General features: G+C 62.3%; 27 protein-coding genes and 1 pseudogene. 14 read left to right on the top strand and 14 right to left on the bottom strand.

The window, feature by feature from the left end:
* Positions 1 to 60: 60 nt before the first annotated feature.
* Positions 61 to 540 (top strand): TIGR02444 family protein, encoded by a 480-nt coding sequence (locus tag NA645_RS04755; RefSeq protein WP_256047769.1) that lies wholly within the window; start codon positions 61 to 63, stop codon positions 538 to 540.
* On the opposite strand, the gene NA645_RS04750 is transcribed toward NA645_RS04755, so the two are convergent.
* The 9 genes from NA645_RS04750 to NA645_RS04710 form a co-directional block, all read right to left on the bottom strand.
* The gene (locus tag NA645_RS04750) at positions 516 to 1,286 is read right to left on the bottom strand and encodes an AlgP family protein (RefSeq protein WP_256047768.1); all 771 of its coding nucleotides are present in this window, start codon (positions 1,284 to 1,286) and stop codon (positions 516 to 518) included. The genes NA645_RS04755 and NA645_RS04750 overlap by 25 nt on opposite strands.
* 99 nt (positions 1,287 to 1,385) lie before the next feature.
* The gene (rsd, locus tag NA645_RS04745) at positions 1,386 to 1,850 is read right to left on the bottom strand and encodes a sigma D regulator (protein WP_256047767.1); all 465 of its coding nucleotides are present in this window, start codon (positions 1,848 to 1,850) and stop codon (positions 1,386 to 1,388) included.
* Positions 1,851 to 2,104: 254 nt separating this feature from the next.
* Positions 2,105 to 2,596 carry a disulfide bond formation protein B gene (locus tag NA645_RS04740; protein WP_256047766.1) on the bottom strand — a complete coding sequence of 164 codons (492 nt, stop codon included), beginning with the start codon at positions 2,594 to 2,596 and terminating at the stop codon, positions 2,105 to 2,107.
* An 82-nt stretch (positions 2,597 to 2,678) separates the two neighbouring features.
* The gene (locus NA645_RS04735) at positions 2,679 to 3,917 is read right to left on the bottom strand and encodes a heme biosynthesis HemY N-terminal domain-containing protein (RefSeq protein WP_256047765.1); all 1,239 of its coding nucleotides are present in this window, start codon (positions 3,915 to 3,917) and stop codon (positions 2,679 to 2,681) included.
* Entirely contained in the window at positions 3,914 to 5,119 is a 1,206-nt protein-coding gene (locus NA645_RS04730; RefSeq protein ID WP_256047764.1) for a uroporphyrinogen-III C-methyltransferase, read from the bottom strand. The genes NA645_RS04735 and NA645_RS04730 overlap by 4 nt, the downstream gene beginning before the upstream one ends.
* Positions 5,120 to 5,135: 16 nt before the next feature.
* Positions 5,136 to 5,906 carry a uroporphyrinogen-III synthase gene (locus NA645_RS04725; protein ID WP_256047763.1) on the bottom strand — a complete coding sequence of 257 codons (771 nt, stop codon included), beginning with the start codon at positions 5,904 to 5,906 and terminating at the stop codon, positions 5,136 to 5,138.
* Positions 5,903 to 6,841 (bottom strand): hydroxymethylbilane synthase, encoded by a 939-nt coding sequence (gene hemC, locus NA645_RS04720; RefSeq protein ID WP_256047762.1) that lies wholly within the window; start codon positions 6,839 to 6,841, stop codon positions 5,903 to 5,905. Before hemC ends, NA645_RS04725 begins: the two co-directional genes overlap by 4 nt.
* Positions 6,842 to 6,995: 154 nt before the next feature.
* Positions 6,996 to 7,742 (bottom strand): LytR/AlgR family response regulator transcription factor, encoded by a 747-nt coding sequence (locus NA645_RS04715; protein ID WP_256047761.1) that lies wholly within the window; start codon positions 7,740 to 7,742, stop codon positions 6,996 to 6,998.
* Complete coding sequence (locus tag NA645_RS04710; protein ID WP_256047760.1) at positions 7,739 to 8,821, bottom strand: sensor histidine kinase; 1,083 nt, start codon at positions 8,819 to 8,821, stop codon at positions 7,739 to 7,741. Before NA645_RS04710 ends, NA645_RS04715 begins: the two co-directional genes overlap by 4 nt.
* Positions 8,822 to 9,079: 258 nt before the next feature.
* Between NA645_RS04710 and NA645_RS04705 the strand changes: the two genes are divergently transcribed.
* From NA645_RS04705 to NA645_RS04690, 4 genes are all read left to right on the top strand, one after another.
* Positions 9,080 to 11,011: a methyl-accepting chemotaxis protein gene (locus NA645_RS04705; RefSeq protein WP_256047759.1), complete on the top strand. Its 1,932-nt coding sequence runs from the start codon at positions 9,080 to 9,082 to the stop codon at positions 11,009 to 11,011.
* 150 nt (positions 11,012 to 11,161) lie between these two features.
* Positions 11,162 to 12,556 carry an argininosuccinate lyase gene (argH, locus tag NA645_RS04700; RefSeq protein WP_256047758.1) on the top strand — a complete coding sequence of 465 codons (1,395 nt, stop codon included), beginning with the start codon at positions 11,162 to 11,164 and terminating at the stop codon, positions 12,554 to 12,556.
* A 107-nt stretch (positions 12,557 to 12,663) separates the two neighbouring features.
* Positions 12,664 to 13,146, top strand: coding sequence for a GNAT family N-acetyltransferase (locus NA645_RS04695; RefSeq protein WP_256047757.1), 483 nt, complete (start codon positions 12,664 to 12,666; stop codon positions 13,144 to 13,146).
* 82 nt (positions 13,147 to 13,228) lie between these two features.
* Entirely contained in the window at positions 13,229 to 13,756 is a 528-nt protein-coding gene (locus tag NA645_RS04690; protein WP_256047756.1) for a hypothetical protein, read from the top strand.
* Here the strand turns inward: NA645_RS04690 and NA645_RS04685 are convergent, their stop codons facing one another.
* Positions 13,757 to 14,719 (bottom strand): magnesium transporter CorA family protein, encoded by a 963-nt coding sequence (locus tag NA645_RS04685; RefSeq protein ID WP_256047755.1) that lies wholly within the window; start codon positions 14,717 to 14,719, stop codon positions 13,757 to 13,759.
* 150 nt (positions 14,720 to 14,869) lie between these two features.
* On the opposite strand from NA645_RS04685, the pseudogene NA645_RS04680 reads away from it, so the two are divergent.
* From NA645_RS04680 to NA645_RS04670, 3 genes and pseudogenes are all read left to right on the top strand, one after another.
* Positions 14,870 to 15,130 (top strand): annotated as a pseudogene (locus tag NA645_RS04680) (hypothetical protein); the annotation flags it as partial.
* A gap of 78 nt (positions 15,131 to 15,208) precedes the next feature.
* Positions 15,209 to 15,454: a TIGR02647 family protein gene (locus tag NA645_RS04675; RefSeq protein ID WP_131651749.1), complete on the top strand. Its 246-nt coding sequence runs from the start codon at positions 15,209 to 15,211 to the stop codon at positions 15,452 to 15,454.
* 179 nt (positions 15,455 to 15,633) lie between these two features.
* Positions 15,634 to 18,459 (top strand): class I adenylate cyclase, encoded by a 2,826-nt coding sequence (locus NA645_RS04670; protein ID WP_256047753.1) that lies wholly within the window; start codon positions 15,634 to 15,636, stop codon positions 18,457 to 18,459.
* A 16-nt stretch (positions 18,460 to 18,475) separates the two neighbouring features.
* On the opposite strand, the gene rnk is transcribed toward NA645_RS04670, so the two are convergent.
* Positions 18,476 to 18,883 (bottom strand): nucleoside diphosphate kinase regulator, encoded by a 408-nt coding sequence (rnk, locus tag NA645_RS04665; RefSeq protein WP_256047752.1) that lies wholly within the window; start codon positions 18,881 to 18,883, stop codon positions 18,476 to 18,478.
* 163 nt (positions 18,884 to 19,046) lie between these two features.
* Entirely contained in the window at positions 19,047 to 19,379 is a 333-nt protein-coding gene (gene cyaY, locus NA645_RS04660) for an iron donor protein CyaY (RefSeq protein WP_131651746.1), read from the bottom strand.
* A 190-nt stretch (positions 19,380 to 19,569) separates the two neighbouring features.
* Between cyaY and lptM the strand changes: the two genes are divergently transcribed.
* The 6 genes from lptM to NA645_RS04630 all read left to right on the top strand — a co-directional run bounded on the left by lptM (position 19,570) and on the right by NA645_RS04630 (position 24,200).
* The gene (gene lptM, locus NA645_RS04655; protein WP_131651745.1) at positions 19,570 to 19,710 is read left to right on the top strand and encodes an LPS translocon maturation chaperone LptM; all 141 of its coding nucleotides are present in this window, start codon (positions 19,570 to 19,572) and stop codon (positions 19,708 to 19,710) included.
* 12 nt (positions 19,711 to 19,722) lie between these two features.
* On the top strand, positions 19,723 to 20,970 hold the full coding sequence (gene lysA, locus NA645_RS04650) for a diaminopimelate decarboxylase (RefSeq protein WP_256047751.1): 1,248 nt from the start codon (positions 19,723 to 19,725) through the stop codon (positions 20,968 to 20,970).
* Positions 20,971 to 20,980: 10 nt separating this feature from the next.
* The gene (gene dapF / locus NA645_RS04645) at positions 20,981 to 21,811 is read left to right on the top strand and encodes a diaminopimelate epimerase (RefSeq protein ID WP_256047750.1); all 831 of its coding nucleotides are present in this window, start codon (positions 20,981 to 20,983) and stop codon (positions 21,809 to 21,811) included.
* Positions 21,808 to 22,503 carry a DUF484 family protein gene (locus NA645_RS04640; protein ID WP_256047749.1) on the top strand — a complete coding sequence of 232 codons (696 nt, stop codon included), beginning with the start codon at positions 21,808 to 21,810 and terminating at the stop codon, positions 22,501 to 22,503. The genes dapF and NA645_RS04640 overlap by 4 nt, the downstream gene beginning before the upstream one ends.
* 105 nt (positions 22,504 to 22,608) lie before the next feature.
* Positions 22,609 to 23,508, top strand: a complete 900-nt coding sequence (xerC, locus tag NA645_RS04635; protein WP_256047748.1) for a tyrosine recombinase XerC — start codon at positions 22,609 to 22,611, stop codon at positions 23,506 to 23,508.
* On the top strand, positions 23,505 to 24,200 hold the full coding sequence (locus tag NA645_RS04630) for an HAD family hydrolase (RefSeq protein ID WP_256047747.1): 696 nt from the start codon (positions 23,505 to 23,507) through the stop codon (positions 24,198 to 24,200). The genes xerC and NA645_RS04630 overlap by 4 nt, the downstream gene beginning before the upstream one ends.
* Positions 24,201 to 24,345: 145 nt before the next feature.
* On the opposite strand, the gene sutA is transcribed toward NA645_RS04630, so the two are convergent.
* Positions 24,346 to 24,678: a transcriptional regulator SutA gene (gene sutA / locus NA645_RS04625; RefSeq protein WP_131651739.1), complete on the bottom strand. Its 333-nt coding sequence runs from the start codon at positions 24,676 to 24,678 to the stop codon at positions 24,346 to 24,348.
* 390 nt (positions 24,679 to 25,068) lie between these two features.
* Positions 25,069 to 25,494 (bottom strand): secondary thiamine-phosphate synthase enzyme YjbQ, encoded by a 426-nt coding sequence (locus tag NA645_RS04620; RefSeq protein ID WP_256047746.1) that lies wholly within the window; start codon positions 25,492 to 25,494, stop codon positions 25,069 to 25,071.
* Positions 25,495 to 25,519: the final 25 nt, after the last annotated feature.

The following is a 25,519-nucleotide window of genomic DNA, read 5'->3' as shown; positions in this document are numbered from 1 at the left end:
GCGGAGTTTATCAGGTCGCTCGGAAATCCATCCGGCTGCTCACGAAAAAAACCGACACCGATGAAGCATGACGATCTCTGGACCTTCGCCCTCACCTGCTACCAGCAGCCCGGCGTCGAAGCGGCCTGCCTCGAACTGCAGGCCGCGGGGGCGGATGTCTGTCTGTTATTGACCGGCGCCTGGCTGGAATGCCGTGGCGTTGCATGTGATGAAGCGCGGTTTATGCAGCTAAAAAGCCTCAGCGATGACTGGCGAACCATGGTGGTCGCACCGTTGCGCACTCTGCGCCAGAGCTGGCGCCAACAGGCTGCGACGGACTGCGAGCTAGCAGAGCTGCGTGAACGAGTGAAAGCGCTTGAGCTGGACGCCGAACATATCCAGCTTCAGCGTCTGCAGTCAGCGACGCAGCCTTGGCCGAAAGGCAGCGAGCGAACCAACTGGCTGGGCCCGCTCTGTGCCGGCCTCAGCGGCGAGAAACAAGCACTCTGGGAGACCCTTAGGCGTGTGGCTGGCTCTCAGCTCGCGACCGGCGGCGATTGAGTTGAGGCTTCGCGCTTGGCCGCCGCCGGCTTGCGGGCTGGTTTCTTCGCCGCAGCGGGTCTGGAGGTTGCCGAAGCGGGCTTTGCAGCGGATGCCGGTTTGCTGGCGGGACGGCGCGGAGCGCTCGTTGTCTTGGCAGCCGACGCTCTGGTAGCCGGCGCCTTGGCCTCGGCCGGTTTTGCCGTGCTGCCAGCCTTGACGGCGGGTTTGGAGCGACTTGCAGCCGGACGCGACGAAACCGTGCCTGAAACCGCTTTGTCAGCAGCCGGCTTGGCTGGTGCTGCCTCGGCGGCAGGTTTAGTGGTCTTGGTTGGCGCCTTGCTGCGGGTCGCGGCAGCAGGCTTGCTGCGCGTAGCCAGGGCTTGGGCGGCCGCCTTTTCGACGTCGGTGATGCCTTGGGCGAGCTTCAGGCTCTGTTCGGCGTCGCGCTTGAGTTCCGACAGATAGCCCAGCGTTTCACTCTGCCGCGCCTGCAGTACGGCAAGCATGTCATCCAGCTCGGCCAGCCTGGCGCGGGCTTTGCTCTGCGCCTTCGATTTACCCGCACCACCGGCTTCATCGAGCTTGGCGCGCGCCTTGATGACTTTCTCCTGTGTCTTGCCGCGCTGCTTCTCAAGCTTGGCCAGCAGCACTTCGGCGTCCCTCTGCGCCTCGTTGCACGCCTTTTGCAGATGAGCAACCAGGCTATGGGACAGCTGCTGCAGTAGATGCAGCGGCGTCGTGATCGAGTTTTTCTTCGCAGGCATGAACATGCCTCCTGATGAGATGGGCGCTACCATGTCGGACGGTCCGCGCGCTCCGCTACCGACCGTCGTATGCGATATGACCTAACTCGCCGGCCGGTATCAGGCCAGCGCGGCGGTCTGTTTGTGAGCGGTGTGAAGCACCTCGATCAGGCAGTCTTCGAGCTCGAAGCGCTCGTGCAGCAGCTGCCCCAGACGCTTCAACTCATCGGGCAGACCTGGGCTATTCAGACAATCGCCGCTGTCGCAGCGGTCATTGAAGGCCACCGCTACTTCGGTAATGGCTTCGATGCGCGGATAGATCTGGCGAGCAAGCTCGAGGCCGCGCTTGTCACCGAACGCCTCAGCCTCGTTGAGCAGCTGCTCGTAGATCTCGAAATGCCCAGCCGACACATAGTCGAGCAGGATTTCGCAGAATTTTTGCAAGACAGGGCGATTCGCGGCGGCGGGGTCGCCATACAGCCCATCGAATGCGTTGATCAGTGCATGGCGTTCCTGCAGCCAGCGGTCGATCAGCAGGTGTACACCTCCCCAGCGTTCCTGGGCGTTCCGACAGCTCTCGAGCATGATGACCTCACTTCCCTAATCGATGATGCTTATTGCGCCTTCCGAGACGTTTTTTTGTCTTGGGGTATCGGCCTTGGGTGAGTGGCAGCGAAATCGGCGGATAACCGTCGCCGCCAGCGCAGACTAAGCTGCGGCGACCGAAGCATCAAGCCGCCTGGACGAAAATCATCCAGGCGAGGCATGACCGGATCGCTTCGCTCTGGTCCATTGACCACCAAGCGCAGCGATCATTCGCCTGTTTCGACAAAAAGGTCTCAGTCGCGCCGCAGCAGCTGCCAAAGGCAGAACAGGCCCATCGCGATGAATGCCAGCAGCGTCCACTCCGGAATGCTCATGCCCAGCAATGTCCAGCTGACCTCGGCGCACTCGGCGGTACCGTGAAGCACCAGCCGGGCGATGTCCTGGAAGGGCAGCGCATCCATCATGTATTCGAGGCTGGGCAGGCAAGCCGGCAACTGGTCGGCCGGTATGTTCTGCAGCCATATCTGACGCACAGCCGTGGCGCCGCCCGCCATCGCGAACAGCAGTGCCAGGATCGAATAGATGCGGCGACCGGTTTTGCGCGGCCCATGCATCGCAGCGATAAGGCAGACCACGCCAAAGGCGATCACGCAAATGCGCTGAACGATACATAACGGGCATGGCGCCAGCCCGACCACATGCTCGAGATACAGCGCAGCGACCATCATCAGCACACAGCCGATGAAAGCCAGAAGAAACAGCGAACGTGGGCTGGCCAGATTCATGGCGACTCCGCAGACAGGAAAGCTCGCTACGGTATTAGTCCAAGCTGCGGGCTGCAAGCTATGGCAGCGCCAGTATCCGAGGTCAACCGTTGCTGATCGCCGGCAAGCGGACACCGTTCGCACCGTCGATTAACCCAAGCCCCTCTTGGAACAGCCGATTGCTGCGCTCTTTGTCGCCCAGCTGCGCCAGTAGCCGGGCCAGCTCCGCGCAGGTTTCCGCACGATGCCCCAAGCGCAGACTGGCTTCCAGATAGTCGCGCGCCTTGCCCCAGAACTCGTTGCGCAGACTCAGGCGGCCCAGTGCGAGCAGCAACTCGGCATTTTCTGGATGGCTCTTAAGCCAGGCCTCGGCATGGGCCAACTGGCGAGTCGGCTCGCGCCCACGAACGCGACCATAGCGCTCGATCAGGCGATCATCGAAGTGGCGTTTGAGTGCGGCACGAAGCACTTCTTCGGCTTTCTCCTCCGCACCCAGTCGAGTCAGGCCGTCCGCATAGGCACGCACCAGCACCGGCTCGTTACGCAGCTTGCTGGGCACGGCCTGCCAACGTTGATTGAACGTTTGCTGTCCCTCCTCCACTGTTGCGGCCGGTGCCTGCGGCGCCTGTTCCAGGGCGGCGGTCCAGGCCAGCAGCTCTAGCTCGTCCAGCCGTGCCGGGGGCAGCACACGATGCTTGCGCAGTTCCGGTAGCAGACGGCACAAGGCGGGCCAGTCCTGTAACTGGACGTAGAGCTGCTGGAGCAGCGTCAGCACATATGGATGGCGCGGGTTTTCATTGTGCAGCGCGTTCAGGGATTCGCGTGCGTCGCCGTACTGGCCGCGCGCGATCTGCAACTGAGCCTGGGTAAGCCCGATGGCCAGCCCGGCCTCGGGTTCGCGTTCGCGAGCCTTGCGCAGCAACTCGTCACTTTGTTCGTACTCACCCAATTCGCTCGCGGCGCGGGCAGCACCGAGATAATGCACTAGAGGTTGTTGATCATGTTCGGCAGCTATGCGCAGATGGCCGAGCGCAGGGCTCCATTGCCCCTCGGCCAGCTCCCGCAGCCCTGCGCGCGAAGCCTTGGAGACGCGCCGCGCGCGATGGCGACGCGACCAGGGGTTGACCAGCGTGCCGGATGCATGAAGCAACCCGAGCACCCAGTGAACCGCCATTGCCAGCAGCCAGAGACAGGCGATCAGCCCGACGAACACCCAGAAGCTCGACTCATAGCGAAAGCGGTCGTAGCTGATCAGGACATAGCCAGCGTCTTGAAAAATGGCCCAGCCGAGAAAACCGGCAAGGGCAAGCAGGATGAGAACAACAACGGCCAGTCGCTTCATGTGCGCAGATCCCCTTCGACCGCCTGTTCGGCGTCGGCCGGCTGCTCGGCCTCGCTGGCCGGCGCGCCGCGCTCAGCGTTATCGTTCGGCTCGTTGTTATCGGCAGAGTCGCGCGTTTGCACGTAGGACTGCATCGCCTGCAACGCGGGCGTCAGGTCCGGCAGGGTGACCGAGACCTGCCGTTTCGCAAGCTCCCCGATACGATCGCGCAGGCCACGGCTCTGGCCGTTCTCTTCGCTGAAGTGATCTTGGATCAGCCGGGCGGCTTGCTCCAGCGATTGCCGATAAACCTGCTGGTTGCCATTGAGCACCGCCCACTGCGCCTGCTCGATGGCCAGTGAAAGCGCCAGTCGCACCTGCGCCAGGCTCTGGCCGGCCAGCAACGGTTTGACGTCGGTGCCGGCATTGAAGTCGATCCGCACGTAACGCGTCAGCTCGTCCAGCCATTGCCGCCAGCGGCTTTCACCCTGCGTCTGCGGTTGACTTGGGCCGTTTTCGAACTCTGGAGCCAGGCCGCTAAGCTGATTGGCCTGGCCACGCAGCGCGCCCAGCTGTAAAAACAGACCGGTCCGATCCAGATCGGGCAAGCTGCGCAACGCCTCGAGGCCTTCCAGCAGTTTCTGCCGCGTGCCGTACGCGCCTGGATCGTCCTGCTTGCGCAGGATCAGATCGGCTTCGGCGATCAGCGACTCGGCGCTCTGCACGTCCTGCATGGCCGACAGACGCAGCATCGCCATGCGCAGCAGATGCTCGGCCTCGGCCAATCGCCACTGCTCACGGCTCGCGCCCAGTACCTGCTCTACTCGTCCCGAGAGTCGTTGCTGATCGCTTTGCAGCTCCGAAAGCAGACGGCGTCGCTCTTCCAGCTGCTCAGCAGAAGGCAATTGCTCCAGTCGCCCGAGACGGCTGGCCAGCTGTTGACTGCGCGTATCCAACTGACGCGCCTGCTCCCGCGTCGCCTGCGCCGCATCGAGCTGCTGGCGTTCCTGTTCAGCGAGCTGCTGGGTCTGCCAGACGCTGTAGCCACCCGCCGCCAGACCGGCCAGGCCGATTACCAATGCCAGACCCGCCAGGCCACGACCAGGACCGTCGGCTTTCGACGGGCCATCGACCGGCTTCTTCGCCGGAATGTCTTTGGTTGGGATGACGGGATCGTTGCCCTTGGGTTGCTGCGCTGCCTTGTCGGAGTCTACTTCGCTCACGTTTCCATCCTTTGCATCAGGAGGCGGGCTGGGGAGTTTCCCGTAGCGCCGCCAGCAAAGCCGCGGTTCCGGCACCGCGACAGTCCACTATTATTCTGGCGCCCAAGGTCGCAGCCATTTCGGCCACCCGAGGGCTCGGTACGAACAAGGGTAGTTCACGCAGCGCAGGCCAGTCGGCGCCCGCCAGCTCGTGCAGTGACAGCAAACCCTGCCCACTGCTGACCACCACGGCATTCAGCCGTTCCGAACGAAGGGTTTCGAGCAGCGTTCCGGGCGGGTAGTCGGGCAGATAGCGCCGATACAACTCCAGGCGATCGACCTGCACGCCTCGGCGGCGAAGCGTTTCGGCAATATGCTCACGACCGCCTTCGCCGCGCAGAATCAGCACCCTGGGGTCTGCCACATTGAGCGCCTCGTTCAGGCGTGGCAGCGCCAACAGTGCCTCGCTGTCGTCACCTGTGCTGGGCCAGCTGACATCCAGGCCGAAGCCTTCCAGGATGGCCCCTGTGGCGGCGCCAACGCTGAACCAGACCTGACCGAGCGGCGGTTGTGGCCAGTAACGCTCGAGCAGTTCCAGACTCAGCCGCGCGGCCGGTTTGCTCACCACCACCACAGCGCAATAACGGTCCAGTTCGAGCATCGTCGCGCGCTGCTCGGCTGTTTCTGCCAGCGGTTCGATGGCGAGCAGCGGCACGCTAGCGCTGTGAACATCCAACTCGGACAGCGCAGCCGCGAGGGCTATGCACTCTTCAGCAGGGCGGGTCAGCAGCAGGCGCCAACCGGTCACGCCTTGCCGGCCTCACCATAAACGTCTTGCAGGATCTTCTCCGCGCCCTGCGCCAGTAGCGCCTCGGCGACCCGTACGCCCAGGGCTTCCGCATCCGCAGCAGGCGCGCGGTCTTCAGCGCGCAACAGCAGCGTACCGTCCGGCTGCCCGACCAGGCCACGCAACCACAGCTGATCGCCTTCGAGTACCGCATAGCAGGCGATCGGCACCTGGCAACCGCCGTTCAGATGACGATTCAAGGCGCGTTCGGCGCTGACCCTGACCGCCGTCTGCGGGTCGTTCATGCATTGCAGCAGTTGGTGCAGCTCGGTGTCGCCGGTCCGGCACTCGATGCCGACCGCACCCTGGCCGCCCGCCGGCAGGCTGTCTTCGACACTGATGCTGGAACGGATACGCTCACCGAAGCCGAGGCGAATGAGCCCAGCTGCGGCAAGGATGATGGCGTCGTACTCGCCGGCATCGAGCTTGGCCAGACGGGTATTGACGTTACCGCGCAGGAACTGGATTTTCAGATCCGGGCGCCGCGCCAGCAGCTGCGCCTGCCGACGCAGGCTGGAGGTACCGACAACCGCGCCGGACGGCAGCGCATCGAAATCTTCATAGTGGTTGGAGACAAAGGCGTCACGCGGATCTTCACGCTCGCAGATGCAGTACAGACCGAGCCCCTCAGGAAATTCCATCGGCACGTCCTTCATGGAGTGCACGGCGATATCCGCTTCGTGCTCCATCAGCGCCGTTTCAAGCTCCTTGACGAACAAGCCCTTGCCGCCGATTTTTGCCAACGGCGCGTCGAGCAGTTTGTCACCGCGGCTGACCATCGGAACGAGGCTGACGGTTACGTCAGGATGAGCGGCTTCGAGGCGCGCCTTGACGTATTCGGCCTGCCACAGGGCCAGGGCACTCTTGCGGGTGGCGATGCGAATTTCGCGAGACATGGGCTAATCCAGAACCAGTGAATTGCCGCGGATGATAACAGGGCCAGCGCCGTCGCTGGGTTGGCTGGGGTCAAGAAGCGGCAAGACTTGGAGCTGCAAGCCTCAACTAGAGGCAAGTACGTGGAACCCGCCAGGCATGCTTGCAACTCGCGGTTTACAGCGTGCTCATCAACTTGCGAACCCCGGCAACATGCCGTCGGCTGACCGTCAGTGGTTCGCCTTCGAGGCCCTTGAGGAACAACTGGAAATGGCCAAGCGGAGTACGCTGCAGACGCTCGATGCGGTCGCGATATACCAGCGCGTTGCGGTGGATACGCACGAAGCGGTCGCCGAATTCGTCCTCGAGCGCCTTGAGCGGCTCATCTAGCAGCACTTCGCCGCCTTCATGGCGCAGGGTGACGTATTTGTGATCGGCAATGAAGTAGATCACCTGGGGCAGCGGAATCAGTTCGATACCCTTGCGGGTGCGGGCGCTGATGTGGCTGCGTGGCCCGCCGCCAGACACCGCGGCGGGTCGGGTCAGTGCAGCGAGCTGAACCCGGTTGGGCCGCTCGGCCTTTTTCAGCGCTTCGGCAAGATGCTCAGGGCGAACTGGCTTGACCAAATAACCAACCGCGCTGACCTGGAACGCATCCAGCGCAAATTCATCATGGGCCGTGCAGAAAATCACGGCAGGGGGCGCATCGCGCTCGCATAGTTTGGCCGCGACCTGAAGACCGTCGATGCCTGGCATACGGATATCCAGCAACACGACATCAGGACGCAGCTCCTCAATCAGGGACAACGCTTCCTCGCCATTGGCGGCGGAAGGTTCCAGTACACGATAACCGTCAAGATCACCTACCAGTCGGCTGAGGCGCTCGCGGGCTAGAGGTTCGTCATCGACAATCAGAACATTCATATGGATCTGGCTTCCTGCTTTTGTGTCGCACATGGATAGCGTAGACAGGTGTAGTAACGGGCGTTATACCGCTTCACGCTGAGACTCGCTGCGGGGCCGAAAAGTGCCGTTAGTCGTGCGTCTATATTGTGCAGAGCCTGTTGCGTGCCCCGTGATGGCTGCGTTTGAGCGCTGTCATCGAACGGGTTACTGACTTCCAAATGAAACATGCCGTCAACATAATTTGCCGTCACGCTGACCATACCGCCGTCGATGCGGGGCTGGATGCCATGGATCAGCGCATTTTCCAGCAGCGGCTGCAGCGTTAGCTGCGGGATGAGCACGTCATCCGGGACACCGTCCACCTGCCACTCGACCTGCAGCCTATCGCCAAGCCTGTAGTGCTCGATCGACAGGTAGCGGCGCGACAACTCCAGTTCGTCGCGCCATGACACCAGCGTGCCAGGACGCGCCAGACTGGCGCGGAACAGGTCGGACAAATCCAGCACCGCCTGCTCGGCCTTGCCCGGATCGGTCGCCACCAGGCTGGCAATGCTGTTCAGGCTGTTGAACAGGAAATGCGGACGGATGCGCGCCTGCAGCGACTCGATACGCGCCTTGAGCTCGGCCTGCTCCTGCCGCCGCCATTGGCTTTGCAGATAGAAATAGCGCAGCAGCAGCCCCGACATGATCAGACTGATCAGGGCATGCCGCAGGTACAGATTGACCTCGCCGGTGCGCGTCAGCGGCCCGCCTAGCTGATAGATATCCGCCACCGCGGTGCAGGCCAGCGTCAGCCCGACCACCATCACGCAACAGGCGAGCCCTGCAGCCCAAGGCGACAGTCGCGCCAGCAATGGCCGGAGCTGGCAGGTCAAGCCGGCCGAAAGCAGCATTACCCATTGCACGAACAACGAGGTCAGCGCCAGACGCATCCAGTTGAAGCCAGGCTGCATCGGCTCGGCGAGGACGAACACCAGCACCAGCAGTTCAGCGAGCAGAACCAGACCGAGCAGCGCTTCCGGCTGGCACAGTTCTGGCACGAAGAAATCGTCGACCGGGTCGGCGGAGCGTGGCCGGTCAGGCCTTTTTATCTGCATGGATCGATTTTCCGCGCGGTCGGGATGCAATGAGCAGAGCGGGAACGCAGCCGGCGCCACCGCACCTACGGCGGCATAGTTTATGCGACGCACCACGAACAGGTGCGTGACATGCCTTCGTAACGTGCGTGACATCGAGAAAACGGTCGTCGGCAAAAATTAAAAAGTTGGGCTAAGGTGCCGATAACGGAATCGTGGCACAACAATATCAAAACGCTTAATCACACTGACTGCCCGATGCGGCAGGAGGCCTGAGCCATGTTGCTGTTCTCCTCGTTGCGTAGCCGCTTGCTGCGGCCGGTTTTCCTTACGCTGTTTGCCGCCGTCGTGGTTCAGGTCGTGGTCGCCCTTGCCTTGACACACGGCACCATCGGGGTGCTTGAACAGGAGATACGCAAGAACCTGAGCGAGGACGCAGCGCAGCTCCTGGGCGAACTTCAGTCCGCAGACGTTGAAGTGCGCAGCGGATTGCTCAGCCTGTCCGAGCGAATGAAAGACGATCTGGCGCAGGGGCTGACGCAACGGCTTACCGATGAACAGATGCAGCTGCAGAACGTCCTGGAGCGCCACCTCAAGCAATCGGGTGACGATTTGGCCATCCTGCTGGCCGGCGTTGCGCCCTCGGCCATCTGGGACAACGACACACCCGCTCTGACTGAATTCGTCAGGATGGCCCACCAAAACCCAGCCGTCGTTTTCGTCGTCTATTTCGACGCGGCTGGCGAACAGCTCACCCGTCATCTGAATCGCAGCGACCCGAGGGTCAAGACGCTGCTGGACAAGGGCACTGGCCGAACCGCCTTCGAAAAGATTCTCTCCGCAGCCGAGAACGATCCGTCGCTGTATCTCGCCAAGACGTCCATCAACCCCAAGGGCGCTGAAATCGGCCAGGTCATGCTTGGATTGTCCACTTCGGCCGTCAACACCGAGCTCGCCGCTTTCAACAATCGCTTCCAGACGCTGATTGCGGAAAGCTCGAGCATGGTCGAAACAGGCCTCGCCGCCACCGCAACCGAGAGCACCAAGGTGCTGGCGGCGCGCCTGGCTGCCGCCGCCAACGTGGCAGAAACCATTGACGTGAACAGCCAGAAGACCGTGGAACGCTCGGCGACCACGCTGCTGTGGAAAATCAGCCTCGGCCTGGCGGTGACCGGCGCGCTGCTGCTGATCGCCATCACGCTGGTGCTGGGCCGTCAGGTATTGCGTCGCCTCAGCTTACTGGTGGCAGCGCTACGAGGGCTGTCGGACGGCCACGGCGATCTCACCCAGCGCGTGGAGATTCACAGCGCGGACGAAGTGGGTGATATGGCCGACGCGGTCAACCTGTTCCTGGCCAAACTTCAGCCTATCGTCAAGGAAGCCCGCGCTATCGCCGTTCAGACCGGCACTGAAATCGACGCATTGGGAAGCCGTAGCGATGCTGCGGCGGCCGCCGCCGGACGTCAGCGCGACGAGGTCGCCGGCAGCCTGCAAGCGCTTGCGGAAATGACCAGCCGCGCCCAGCAAGAAAGCCAGGCGATGCAGGAAGCCATGGAGCAGGTCGCCTCGATCCGCAAGGCGGCGCTCGACAACGAGGCGATTTCGGATCAAGTCGGCAAAACCATCGAAGCGCTCGGTGAAGGCGTACGGGGCAGCACCGATGTGATCGAGAAACTGGCCAAACAGAGCGAGCAGATCGAAATGGTGCTGACCGTTATCCAGGGCATTGCCGAGCAGACCAACCTGCTCGCGCTGAACGCCGCCATCGAAGCGGCCCGCGCTGGCGAGAGCGGGCGTGGCTTTGCCGTCGTCGCCGACGAAGTACGCGCGCTCGCCAGCAAGACCCAGCAATCCACCGGAGATATCCGCGCGCATATCGAAAGCTTGCAACGAGGCGCCCACGACGCCGTCTCGGCAATCAGCAAGACTGGCAAGCAGGCCGACAGCGGCCTGGCCTCGCTTACCACCAGCCGTCAATTGCAACAGGCATTGCAGCGCGCCGTGGCACAGGTGCATGACGCCATGGAGAAGGCGACCCAGGGTGCCGAACGACAAGCCGACACCGCGGCGGATGTGCGCGAGCGCGTGCAGGTGATCATGACCGAAGCCGAGCGATCCGCCGAAGCCGTTACTGCCACTGCGGCCAGTGGCCGAACGTTGGGTAATCTGGCGCAGCGGCTCGAAGCCAGCCTGGGTCAATTCAGAGCCTGATTCGCACCAGACGGGCAATCACCTGAAGGAGCTTCGGGTGCCCCTTCCCGCAGCGGTTGTCGTGGCGTGAGCGGCGCACGCGATGAGGCGCCGGCCAACCCTGTTATCATCCGCGTTTTTTCCAGCATCCGATTTCAGCGAGCGCATTTCATGAGCACCGACAAGACCAACCAGTCCTGGGGCGGCCGCTTCAGCGAGCCCGTCGACGCCTTCGTCGCCCGATTCACCGCCTCCGTCGAGTTCGACAAGCGCCTCTATCGCCACGACATCATGGGCTCCATTGCCCACGCGACCATGCTGGAAAAAGCCGGCGTGCTGACCGACAAAGAGCGCGACAGCATCATCGCCAACCTCAACGACATCCAGGCCGAGATCGAAGCCGGCACTTTCGACTGGCGCGTCGACCTGGAAGACGTGCATATGAACATCGAGGCGCGCCTGACCGACCGCATCGGCGTCACCGGCAAGAAGCTGCACACCGGCCGCTCGCGCAACGACCAGGTGGCCACCGACATCCGCCTCTGGCTGCGCGACGAAATCGACACCATCCTCGCCGAGATCACCCGCCTGCAGCAGGGCCTGCTGGGATTGGCCGAGGCCGAAGCGGACACCATCATGCCCGGCTTCACCCACCTGCAAACCGCACAACCGGTGACGTTCGGCCATCACCTGCTGGCCTGGTTCGAAATGCTCTCGCGCGACCACGAGCGTCTGCTCGACTGCCGCAAGCGCACCAACCGCATGCCGCTGGGCTCGGCCGCGCTGGCTGGCACCACCTACCCGATCCAGCGCGAGATCACCTGCGAACTGCTGGGTTTCGAAGCGATTTCCGGCAACTCGCTCGATGGCGTTTCGGACCGTGACTTCGCCATTGAATTCTGCGCCGCCGCCTCCGTGGCGATGATGCATCTGTCGCGCTTTTCCGAAGAGCTGGTGCTGTGGACCAGCGCGCAATTCCAGTTCATCGACCTGCCAGACCGCTTCTGCACCGGCTCCTCGATCATGCCGCAGAAGAAGAACCCGGACGTGCCGGAACTGGTGCGCGGCAAGACCGGCCGCGTATTCGGCGCCCTTGCCGGCCTTTTGGTGCTGATGAAGGGTCAGCCGCTGGCCTACAACAAGGACAATCAGGAAGACAAGGAACCGCTGTTCGACGCCGCAGACACTCTGCGCGACAGCCTGCGCGCCTTTGCCGACATGGTCCCAGCGATCAAGCCCAAGCGCGAAATCATGCGCGAAGCGGCGCTGCGCGGCTTCTCCACCGCTACGGATCTTGCCGACTACCTGGTACGCCGCGGCCTGCCGTTCCGCGACTGCCACGAGATCGTCGGCCATGCGGTGAAATACGGCGTCGACACCAGCAAGGACCTGGCCGAGATGAGCCTGGACGAGCTCCGCCGCTTCAGCGACCAGATCGACGACGACGTCTTCGCCGTGCTGACCCTGGAAGGCTCGGTCAACGCCCGCGACCATATCGGCGGCACCGCACCGAATCAGGTGAGAGCAGCGGTGCAGCGCGGGCGGGACCTGCTCGCCTCGCGCTAAGCACATGCTGTTTTCGTAGGAGCGAGCGTGCTCGCGAACGGGCTGTCCGCTGGGCCTTTTCGCGAGCAAGCTCGCTCCTACTCAGATCAGGAAGACAGGAATTCCACATGCCTCTGAACATCCGCCCCGCCACTCGCGATGATGCCACGCTGATCCTGCGCTTCATCACCGAGCTTGCGATTTACGAGAAAGCCGAACACGAGGTGAAGACCGATGCGGCAGGCATCGAGTCCAGCCTGTTCTCCGCAAACTCCACGGCCCAAGCGCTGATCTGCGAGCGCGCCGGCGAGCCGATCGGCTATGCGGTGTACTTTTTCAACTACTCCACCTGGCTTGGCCGTAACGGGCTGTATCTCGAAGACCTTTATGTCAGTCCCGCAGCACGCGGTACCGGCGCTGGCAAGGCGCTGCTGCGGCATCTAGCGAAACTCGCTGTAGGCAAGGGGTGCGGCCGTTTCGAATGGGCTGTGCTGGACTGGAACGAACCGGCGATCCGCTTTTACGAGTCACTGGGCGCCCGGCCGCAGGAAGAATGGACAACCTATCGCCTGAGCGGTGATGCGCTGTTGGCACTCGCAAATACCGACTGACGGAACCTGCGCGCGCCGTATTGGCCTACCGGTAACCTCTCACCCGACAGGTTTATTTCCTGTCGCCAGAACCGGTAAGCCTATGACCGACCTCCGAACACTGCTGCTAAATCAGGACACGCAAGGCGCAGAAGTCTTCGATACGCCCAAAGAGCGCCTGCAGTTCTACCGCTCTGAAATCCACTTCGAGTCGACGTTACTGGCCGAGCGAACCAGCTCCTATCTGTCAGCGCAGTCTTTCTTGATGATCGCTTTTGCCTCGTCAATGGCCAATACCAATCCTGAATGGGGCAGTCTGTTCCGCCTGGTCGTGCCCGCAATCCTGGCGGGACTGGGCCTGCTGACATCTTTCCACGCGATGCCTGGGATCAAATCCAGCTTCGATGTCATAGAACGCTGGCACCAGAAACAGGCCGAACTGCTTCAGCTAGAGGGCCATGCGGGCCTGCTGCCGAACCAGGAGTCGGCATTGTTCGGTGAAGGCAACAGCCCCGTTGGGGGTCATCGCTACAAGCGAACGCTGTTGTTTTCCCTCCGCACGCCGCTGATCTTTGCCTCGGTCTGGGCACTTTTCGGTGCTTTTTGCGTGGTGCTGTATTTCTTCGGCTGATCAGAGCCAATCGCGGAATTTGAACCAGGCGTAGGGAATGATCGCCGATACCACCATCATCACCAGGGCCATCGGGTAGCCAAGCAGCCAGCCGAGCTCAGGCATATGTTCGAAGTTCATGCCATAGACCGTGCCGACCAGCGTCGGTGGCAGGAATAGCACGGCGGCGATGGAGAACACCTTGATGATGCTGCTCTGCTCGATATTGATCAGGCCGAGCGTGGCATCGAGCAAAAAAGCGATGTCGCCCAATAGTCGCGCCTGATGCTCACCCAGCGAGCGCACGTCCCGCTCCAGCGCCTTCAAAACTCCTTTGGCTCCCTGCTTGGTCTCGCCGGCGTGCAGGCGGTAGAAAGCGATCAGGCGAGTCGAGCTGAACAGGCTCTCGCCCAGCCGCGACAGCAGCGAGCGGTGCTGACCAAGCTGCTGAATGACCTGCTGCAGGTCCGTGCGCTGCTCCTTGCGTTTATCGAAGACGCAACGCGACAGGGCCTGGAGCGCAACCTGAACGTTTTCCAGCACGTCGGCGATACGGTCGACGATGGCATCGGCCAAGCCAAGAAAAATTTGGTGACTGGTGCCATACACCGATGGCTGCCGTGCACTTTTGGTTTCGAACTGGCGAAACGCACTGAGTTCGGCATAACGCACGGTTACCAGGCAACGCTGGGTCAGGACGAAGGTGACTTCGGCGTTCTCCGGACGGCGGTCGGCAATCCCCATTACCACTGTGGTCGTCATGAAGATGGCGCCTTCCTCATCGTAAAAACGCGAAGAATCCTCAATTTCCGCCAGCTCTTCGCGGGTTGGAATATCCAGGCCCAGCGCCGACTCGACGAAGCGTTCCTCCTGCTGGTCAGGGGAAAGCAGGTCGATCCATAGCACATTGCCAGGGAGCGCCTGCAGATGCTGGGCAGCACGCCGCACCAGCGCGCCGTTTTCAAGACAGTGGAAAATGATCATGACTTGGTCGCGTTCCTCAAAAGTCCATAGTAGGAATAGAGACCGACCCAGGCGAAGCGTTCAGGCGGCATCTGCTGCAGACGCGCAGCTTGCCGGGACACGCCGAAACACGCTATCAAGATGTTCCCTAACGAGAGTTGCTCCATGACCGACACTGCCGACGACGACGAAACATTCGCCGAGGAAACACTGATCCAGGCGATCGAAAATCAGCTGGAAGCCGGCGATCCACCTGCCACTCAGGCCACGCTGAACAAGCTGACCCTAGTCGGCTACGAACGCGAGGAGATACTGAAGATGATGGCACTGGTGCTTGCCGACGAGATTCGGCAAATGCTCGAGCAAGACCGCCCGTTCGACGCCGTCAGGTACGAAACGCAGCTGCGTAATCTGCCCGATCTACCGGATTAACAGCCGAGGGCGGCAAGCTTGCGCACAGCATCTACACTTCGCAGAACGAGGCCGATGTTCACTACTCAAGGAGCAAACATGTCCTTCACGTCCGATGTGATAGCCGAGCTGGAAATCCTTCGCCTGTTTAATCTCGACAACACGCTCGAAGGCCTGAAAGTGCACCACGACGCCGGGAATGCGGCCGTCACCGCCGCCGAACGCCTGCATGCCAAAGGCCTGACGACCCAGCCTGACGGTGGCTACCTGACCAGCCTCGGCCGCGATGCGGCCGAGCATGCGCAAGGGCTGCTGACTATCCTTTCGCAAACCGCCCCGGCGTAGCGATGACCTTTTTGGCGTGGCGCAACCGCCACGCCTTAAGGTTCGCGGCAAGCGGTCGCTCTACCTTCAGATAACGGTCGCTGTGGTTCTTGCTCCGACCAAGCCCGTGTTACCTTCCCGCGCCTAGCGCCTCGATAATCAGGTCCAACAATCTTCGACCTCCCGCACGAATTGCTTGAATGACCCGCCACCTGGAAATCCGCCCCGTTCTCGAAGAGGGCATCGACCGCAAGGTACTCAGTACGCTGCGCGCGCGTTTCCTAACGGTGAATGCCGGTCGCCTGGAGCGCACCCGTCTGGGCATGTCGCCGCGCCAGCAGGCGGTCATCAAGCTGTTGCCGCTGCTGTTTCACGTTAACCATCCCATCCTGCCGGGCTACGTATCGGCGCTCACGCCGGCTGGGCTGGCCGGGTTCGAGCCGGATGCCGAGACGCTGGCGGAAGCGCAGCGCCTGAGCCGCTCGTTTTCCTACAAGCCGTTGCGCGGCCAGCCGCCGCAGCCGATCCTGGGCCTGTTTCTCATGGGCAGCCTGGGCACGGTCGCGCAGGACGAACAGAGCGATCTGGATGTCTGGGTCTGCCACGACCCGAATCTTTCGGAGCACCAGCGCGACGAGCTACAGCGAAAGTGCGATCAGCTGCGGGGCTGGGCGGCGACCCAGGGCAGCGAGGCGCATTTCTTTCTGGTCGACCCGGTGCGCTTCACGCAGGGTGCGCGCGAGGCGAAGCTGACCTCCGATGATTGCGGCACTACCCAGCACTATCTGCTGCTGGACGAGTTCTACCGCACCGCGATCTGGCTCGGCGGTCGCACACCGCTCTGGTGGCTGGTGCCGGCTTACGAAGAACATCGGTACGCCGAGTATGTACGCACCCTTCTGGAAAAACGTTTCGTACGCAGCGACGAGGTGCTGGACCTTGGCAGTCTCGCCAGCATTCCGCCGGGCGAGTACCTGGGCGCCGGCTTGTGGCAGCTGTACAAGGCCATCGAGTCGCCCTACAAGTCGCTGTTCAAGTTGCTGCTGGTGGAGGCCTATGCCAGCGACTATCCGCAGGTGCGCTGCCTGAGCCTGGACTTCAAACAGGCGGTCTATGCCAACCGCCTGGAGTTGGACGATCTGGACCCTTATATCGTCGCCTATCGCCGGGTCGAGGCGTATCTCGCTGGCCGCGGCGACCTCGAGCGTCTGGCCCTGTTGCGGCGTTGTTTGTATCTGAAGATCAATCAGCCATTGAGCCGCCCGCCGATCAACCGCACCCGAAGCTGGAAGCGCCGCCTGCTCGAACGCCTCGCGCATGACTGGGGTTGGGACGAGCGTCAGTTCGCTCTGCTCGATCGCCGCAGCCAGTGGAAGACCCGGCAGGTCGACCAAGAGCGGCGGGCACTGTTCAACGAGCTGACCTACGGCTATCGCTTTCTGAGTGAATTCGCCAAGCGCCTGCAGATCACCAGCAGCATCAACGGGCGTGATTTTGCCGTACTGGGCCGGCGGCTGCACGCCGCCATCGAACGTAAGGCGGGAAAGATCGAGGCGATCAACATGGGCATCTCGCCGGACATGGCCGAGCACAGCCTGACGCTGGCGCAAGGCTATGACGCTGCCGGCGATATTTCCTGGGCGCTCTATGAAGGCTGCCTGAGCGTTCGGGAAGTAGAGAATTTCTCGCCCCTGAAGCGTTCGCGAGATCTGATACCGCTGCTCGGCTGGTGTCATCGCAACGGCATCGTCGACACCGCTACCCACGTCGCGCTGCACCCGGGCGACAGCGGGTTGATCGAGGCGGAGCTATTCTCGCTGCTGACCGACCTGCGCCAGGCGTTTCCCATGCCGCTGCCCGCGGTGGCCGAGCAGGCCTTGCTGACGACGGCCGTGCCGACCCAGGTCCTGCTGCTGGTGAATATCGGACTCGACCCGTTCCGCAGCGAACATTCTCCCGACGAGCGCAACGATCCGCTCGGCTATGGTGGGGCGCGCGAGGATCTGGTCCTGAGCATCGACCAACTCAGCCTGAACAGCTGGAACGAGCTGATCGCCAATCGCTACGAGGGCGCTTCGGCTCTACCCGATTGCTTGCGCGATTATCTCGACGCCCTGCCCACGAACGGTGCTCGCCCCGGCTTGCAGGTGCGCTGCGTTGGTAATCATTCCGGGCTGGCCATCGCGCGGCGGATGGAGGCGCTGTTCCGCGACGCCCAGGCCGCCCTCGACGAAGCGAGCGACACTCGCTACCTGCTGCAGATTCGTCAGCATTTCCACATGCTCGACCTGACCGCCGGCAACATCCGCCATACCAAGCTGAACGACCTACGCGCCCTGATCGAGCACCTCGGCGAAGCGCACCATCGAGACCGCCCGGTGCGCGTGGATCGGCATGCGCTGGAGGGTCAAGATCTGCCCCTTATCCTGACCCAGGCCAGATCGCAGTGCCTGCAGGTGTTCTATCGCGTCCAGGGCGCGATGGCGGAGCTGACGGTACTGGACGAGTTCAACGCTTTGTGGCGTCAACAGGTCGCGTACCGTGACGAACAGAGCCTGCTGACTCCGCTGCTGCGCTTCCTGAAATCGATAAGCTACCGCCGCACGACGCAGCTACCGTTCGAGGAGAGCCATCTAGCGGCCATGGATATTCTCATCTACCGGCTTCAGCAGCCCTCGCCGGACACTCCGTTTGCCATCGAACGCAGGGCCCCTCCGCGCGAGGAAGCCAGCGATCCGCTCCACGACATCCAGGCAATCATCGAGCCCAACGAGCGGGGCCGCTCGCAGGTCACGCTGTATTGCAATCATCAGGAGTTTTCCAGCCTGGAATACGGTGCCGAACTGTTCGCCGCGGTGGCCCGCTACATTCTCGGGCAGCGTAGCGCCGCTGAGCGCTATCCCTGCTACATCACCGATCTGGATCTGTCCGGCCTGCACGGCGAAGGGCGAACCCAGACCGTGCAGCACCTGCGCTACAAGGCGCAGCTTGAAGCGGCAATCAATCAGGCATTGAAATTGGTCTGACCCGCCACGAAGCGCACTACAGATTCACGTCACCGGCGGCTTCCGGCTGGTACTCGACCGCCAGCAGAGTGAGTTTGAGAAGCTTGCCGCTGGGCGTCGGCCAATCGATATGCTGCCCGACGCTCAAGCCCAACAAGGCGGTGCCTACTGGTGCCAACACCGAAACGGTGCCTTCCTTGCCAGCGTCCTGCGGGAAAACCAACGTCAGGTGGTAATCCTTGCCACTGCCCTCTTCGCGGCAATGAACACGAGAATTCATCGACACTACGCCAGCGGGCAACTCGCTACGCTCGACCACCTGCGCGCGCGACAACTCCTCATCGAGCGCTTCGGCGGCCGGACCGTAGTCAGACAGGCTGTTGAGCAGCCGCTCGAGCCGCTGCAGATCGGTTTGGGTGATGATGATAGGCGGTGCGCTGGACATGGTGCCGGGTAAACTCCTGTAAAAAGTAAAGAGGTAGAAAAGCAAAACCCCGCCCGAAGGCGGGGTTTTTTTAACCGGAAGTCGACCCTAACACAGCCGATTAAATAAGCAAGAGCCCAGATCGAGGCTCATCGCGGCGACCCGATTCGTTCAGCGTGGTGCCTCAAAGCTCTTCGAATTCGAGTGCCTCGCCGCCCTGCTCCTGAGTGACCCGCGTCAACAGCTCGCCGAGGCGTTCGTCGTTGGCATCACAGATCCACAACGAGGCGGCCTCGTCATAGTCGAAGTGAAAACCACCCGAGCGCGCGGCCACCCATAGCTGACGCAACGGCGGCTGACGGCTGAAAATGAGTTGCGTGCCGTTCTCGAAACGTACGGTGAGAACGCCACCGGAATTTTCCAGATCGACATCCATGCCGCTGTGATCGAAAACATCCTCGATTTCTTCCTGCGCGGCGTCGACGAGATCGTGAAAGCGGGCTTCGCTCAAACTCATGGATCGTTTTCCTCGGTACGGGTTGTACGGCGGCATGGCGGCCACCGACGCTGCCGGCGAGCTTAGCAGGCGACCACCGCGTCTAGCGAGCGGCTAGCAGCGACGCTTACCGCCGAGCGCGGCCCACATAGGCAATCCGGTGGGTGCTGGGTATACTCCGGCCCATCGATTTTTCTAGGATTGCACCCCCATGAAGCGTCTGTTGCTTCCATTCATCGCACTCGCGGTTCTCGCTTCCGCGCTTGGCGGCTGCGGCCAGAAAGGCCCGCTGTATCTGCCGGACGACGAGGCTGCTGTCAAAGAACGTTCCAAAGACCGATTCGAACTGTAAGGAGGCATTTCCATGGAGGCCTTCTCGTACCGCGACGGTCAACTCTTCGCGGAGGGCGTGGCGCTGCCCGCTCTCGCGCAACGCTTCGGCACCCCCACCTATGTCTACTCGCGCGCCCATATCGAGGCTCAGTACCACGCCTATGCCGATGCGCTGAGCGGCATGCCGCATCTGGTCTGCTTCGCGGTCAAGGCGAACTCGAACCTTGGCGTGCTGAACGTATTGGCCCGGCTCGGCGCTGGCTTCGATATCGTTTCGCGCGGTGAACTGGAGCGCGTGCTGGCCGCTGGCGGGCAGCCTGAGCGCATCGTCTTCTCCGGCGTCGGCAAGACCCGCGACGACATGCGCCGCGCGCTGGAAGTCGGCGTGCGCTGCTTCAACGTCGAGTCCACCGAAGAGCTCGAACGCTTGCAACTGGTCGCAGCCGAACTCGGTGTGACGGCACCGGTATCGCTGCGGGTCAATCCCGATGTGGACGCCGGCACCCACCCGTACATTTCCACCGGTCTCAAGGAAAACAAATTCGGCATTGCCATCGCCGATGCCGAAGCGGTCTATGCGCGGGCTCACGAGCTCAGCAACCTGGACGTCGTCGGTGTCGATTGCCACATCGGCTCCCAGCTCACCAGCCTGCCGCCCTTCCTTGACGCACTCGACCGCCTGCTGGCGCTGATCGATCGCCTCGCGGTAGCCGGCATCCGTATTCGCCACCTGGATCTGGGTGGCGGCCTCGGTGTTCGCTACCGTGACGAGCAACCGCCGCTGGCTGGTGATTACATTAAGGCTGTGCGCCAGCGTATCGAGGGGCGCGACCTGGCACTGGTGTTCGAGCCGGGCCGCTCCATCGTCGCCAACGCCGGCCTGCTGCTGACCCGCGTGGAATACCTCAAGCACACCGAGCACAAGGATTTCGCCATCGTCGACGCGGCGATGAACGACCTGATCCGCCCGGCGTTGTATCAGGCCTGGATGGACGTGGTGCCGGTGCAGCCGCGCGAAGGTCAGCCCCGCCACTACGATATTGTCGGCCCGATCTGCGAAACCGGCGATTTTCTCGCCAAGGAACGCCCGCTGACCTTGGCCGAGGGTGATCTGTTGGCTGTTCGTTCGGCCGGCGCCTACGGTTTCGTCATGAGTTCCAACTACAACACCCGTGGCCGCGCCGCCGAGGTGCTGGTGGACGGCGACCAAGCCTACGAAGTGCGCCGCCGCGAAAGCGTGCAGGAGCTCTACGCCGGCGAAAGCCTGCTGCCTGCCTGAGGCCACGACGATGCTTTTGCGTTTTACCAAGATGCACGGCCTGGGCAACGACTTCATGGTCATCGACCTGATCAGTCAGCACGCGCATATCCAGCCCAAGCACGCCAAGCAATGGGGCGATCGGCATACCGGCATCGGTTTCGATCAGCTGCTGCTAGTCGAGCCGCCGCACAATCCCGATGTGGATTTCCGCTATCGCATCTTCAATTCAGACGGTTCCGAAGTGGAGCAGTGCGGCAACGGTGCGCGCTGCTTCGCCCGTTTCGTGCTGGACAAGCGCTTGACCACGAAGCGCCGGATTCGCGTCGAGACCAAGGGCGGGATTATCGAACTGGATATCCGTCCCGACGGGCAGATTAGCGTCGACATGGGCCCGCCACGGCTGGTCCCGGCCGACATTCCGTTCCAGGCCGACGGTGAAGCGCTGAGCTATCCGCTGGACGTCGACGGACAGCAGCTGCAAATCGCCGCGGTGTCCATGGGCAACCCGCATTCGGTGCTGCGTGTGGACGACATCGACAGCGCGCCGGTGCATGAGCTCGGGCCAAAAATCGAGCATCACCCGCGCTTTCCACAACGGGTCAACGCCGGCTTTGTGCAAGTCATCGATCGCCAGCACGCCAAACTGCGCGTATGGGAACGTGGGGCGGGTGAGACCCAGGCGTGCGGCACCGGCGCCTGTGCCGCCGCAGTCGCTGCGATTTGCCAGGGCTGGATGGACTCGCCGGTGCAGATCGACCTGCCGGGTGGCCGTCTGTCCATCGAATGGGCAGGCCCAGGTCAGCCCGTTATGATGACCGGCCCCGCCGTTCGCGTTTTCGAAGGACAGGTTCGCCTATGACCGAGCAAAACCAGGATAAGCCGCAACTGCCGGACGCCGAAGCCGTCGCGGCTTATCTGAGTGCTCATCCAGAATTTTTCGTCGACCATGATGAATTGATCCCGGAGCTGCGCATTCCGCACCTGCCGGGGGGCGCGGTGTCGCTGGTCGAGCGGCAGGTGAAGCTGCTGCGCGAACGCAACATCGAGATGCGTCACCGCCTGTCGCAGCTGATGGACGTGGCCCGCGACAACGATAGATTGTTCGACAAGACTCGCCGGCTGGTCCTCGACCTGCTGGATGCCAAGTCCTTGGAAGAAGTCATCGGGGCCGTGGATGAAAGCCTGCGGCACGAATTCCAGGTGCCCTATGTCAGCCTGATCCTGTTCAGCGAAGCGCCCTTGCCGGTGGGTCGCAGCGTCACCAGCGCCGAAGCACAGCAAGCCATTGGCGGTTTGCTCGGCGGCGGCAAGACCATCTGCGGCGTGCTCCGCCCGCATGAGCTGGTCTTTCTGTTCGGCGAAGAGGAAAGCAGCGAGATCGGCTCGGCAGCGGTGGTCGCGCTCAACCAGCAGCAAGGCATCCTGGCGATCGGCAGCAAAGACCCGCAGCACTACAAGAGCTCGCTGGGCACCCTGTTCCTCAGCTATATCGCCGAGGTGCTGACTCGGGTGCTGCCGCATTACTCTGCGCCGCTGCGGTCGGTACGCTAAAAAGCTGGAAGCTGGAAGCTGGAAGCCCAATGCGGGGGCCACGAGCGATTCGCGTCTAGCTTTCAGCTTCAAGCTTATGGCTGCCTCATATCGAAGTGAGCTCTGATGCAAACCGATCTCGACGCTTATTTCCAACATCTGCGCAGCGAGCGGCACGTGTCGCCGCATACGCTGGATGCCTACCGGCGCGACCTGATCAAGGTGATGGGCTACTGCCAGAAGCAGCAGCTTGGGCAGTGGTCCGAACTGAAAAGCGCGCACGTTCGCCAATTGATTGCCGAACAGCACCGCCAGGGTCAATCCAGCCGCAGCCTGGCACGTCTGCTTTCATCGCTGCGCGGCCTGTATCGCTACCTCAATCAGGAAGGGCGCTGCGCTCACGATCCGGCCGCCGGCATCTCCGCGCCCAAAGGTGAGAAACGTCTGCCACGGCTGCTCGACACCGACCGGGCGATGCAGCTGCTCGACGGCGGCATCGAGGATGATTTCATCGGCCACCGCGATCAGGCCATGCTTGAGTTGTTCTATTCATCCGGACTGCGCCTGGCCGAGCTGGTCGGTCTGAATCTCGATCAGCTCGACGTCCCGGCCGGCCTGGTTCACGTCCATGGCAAAGGCAACAAAGATCGCGTGCTCCCTATCGGACGCAAGGCCCGCGAAGCGCTGCAAGCCTGGCTGCCGCTGCGGGCGCTGAGCAATCCGCTCGATGGTGCGGTCTTCGTCAGTCAGCAGGGCTGCCGCCTCGGTTCGCGCGCGGTGCAATTGCGGGTACGCCAGGCCGGTGTGCGTGAGCTCGGCCAGCATCTGCACCCGCACATGCTCAGGCACAGTTTTGCCAGCCATGTACTCGAATCGTCGCAAGATCTGCGCTCCGTACAGGAAATGCTCGGCCATGCCGACATCGGCACCACGCAGATCTATACCCACCTGGATTTTCAACATTTGGCCAAGGTCTATGACCAGGCGCACCCGCGTGCCAAACGTAAGCAGGACAGTGACCCATGAGCATTCAGCTGATCACCTTCGACCTCGATGACACGCTGTGGGATGTCGGCCCGGTCATTCAGAGCGCCGAAATCCGCTTGCGAGATTGGCTCGGCCAATACGCGCCGCGCCTGGGCGACTTTCCTGTCGAGTCGCTGGCCGCTCTCCGTCGCATGCTGGTCGAGTCCGAGCCAGGCCTGAAGCACCGTATCAGCGAACTGCGCCGGCGCATCCTCTTCCATGCGCTGCATGACGCCGGCTATCCGAGTGGCGAAGCGCAAGACATCGCCGACCAGGCATTCGAGGTTTTTCTCGAAGCCCGCCATGCGATCGATCTCTTTCCCGACGTGCACCCGACGCTGGAGTGCCTGGCCAACCAGTACACACTCGGTGTGCTGACCAATGGCAACGCCGATGTCCGTCGCCTGGGCCTCGCCGATTATTTCCAGTTCACCCTTTGCGCCGAAGAACTGGGCATCGGCAAGCCGGACCCGCGGCCTTTCCAGGAAGCGCTCGGCCGCGCGGGGGTGAGCGCCGAGCACGCGGTGCATATCGGTGATCATCCTGATGACGACATCGGTGGCGCGCAGCGGGCCGGCGTTCGCGCCATTTGGTTCAATCCTGCCGGAACGCCGTGGCAGCATGACGGCCAGCCAGACGCGGTGATCCGCAGCCTCGCAGAGCTCCCGGCTTTACTGGCCAGCTGGCGATAAGGGTTTAGCGAGTCGCAAATACAACGAAGCCCAACACCAGACGGTGTTGGGCTTCGTTCGTGCTCAAGCGCTGATACAGCTCAAGGCGATGGATGGCTCCTGCGAGCTCATCCAGCCTTCCGCCTCCAGCGCTTTTCGCTTTGATTCAGATAGGACGACTGCCGTACTTGCTGTCAGGCTTTTTCGGCGGATCGGCGACTACGTTCGGTTCAACTTCCTGTACGCGCCCGCCACGGGCGAGGAACTCTTCCATCGCACGTGCCAGCTCGTCACGTTCGCGCTGCTTGGCTTCCAGGCTTGGCATTTCCTCGACGACCACCGTCTTGGCCTTGGCCTTCTTGGTCGTCGGGGTGGCGCGCTCACTGTCGGTCCCCTCGTCGTCAGCGTTGTCGTCGCCGTCATCGGCGGCGGCCAGCTCCTCGCCTTCCTCCTCGTCGTTAACGTCCAGATCGTCTTGTTCTAATTCTTCGTCGCTCATGTTCAACCTCGTACCTTGCCAAAGCGGAAGTTTAAGGGTCTGTTCCCGTTTCGCTGCGAGCCGCGTTGCTGCGCCAAATCTCGCCAGGCAGGCAGCGCCCGCTCCCGGCGGGCTTGCTGCATTCACCACATCCATGTGGATCGCGCGGGACGCAGGTAATGGTCGTTCCCTTGCCAAGTCCCGCAACGCCGCATGGCGAGATTTGCCGCGCAACCCGAAGGGACGGGCCGGTTTTTGCGCGAGACGGCGTTTCTCGTCGCTTATTTGGAACGACCAAACTGCGCGACTCGTGCCTTGTCTCGCGCAAAAACCGGCTCCGTCGCAGCCGCGACGAAACGGCAACAGACCCTAGCCCAGCGATGTGCTTTGTTCGCCACCGCCAAAAAAAATTCAACTTGCCATCCCGTGCAGCGTTGCGACGACCTGTCTGGCACCCCCTCGATCGCGGTGTTCCCCCAGATAGATACCTTGCCAAGTCCCTAATGCCAGCTGCCCTTCGCCGACCGGCAAGCTCACCTGACAACCGAGCAGGCTCGCCTTGAAATGCGCCGGCAGATCGTCCGGCCCTTCGTAATCATGTTCGTAACCACCCTGATCCTGCGGCACCAGGCGGTTGAAAAACCTCTCGAAGTCGCGCCGCACCGCCCCATCGGCGTTCTCGTTGATGGTCAGCGAGGCCGAGGTATGGCGCAGCCACAGGTGTAACAGACCGACCCGGCATTGTTGCAGTTCCGGTAGTTGTGCAAGCAGCTCATCGGTAATCAGATGGAAGCCACGCGGTCTAGGACGCAGTGTGATCACGGTCTGTTGCCACATGCTGGAATGCCCCTCGACACCTGAA

This window comes from Stutzerimonas stutzeri (assembly GCF_024448955.1).
Lineage (GTDB): Bacteria > Pseudomonadota > Gammaproteobacteria > Pseudomonadales > Pseudomonadaceae > Stutzerimonas > Stutzerimonas stutzeri_AQ.
This window is presented reverse-complemented; position numbering and strand designations above follow the sequence as displayed.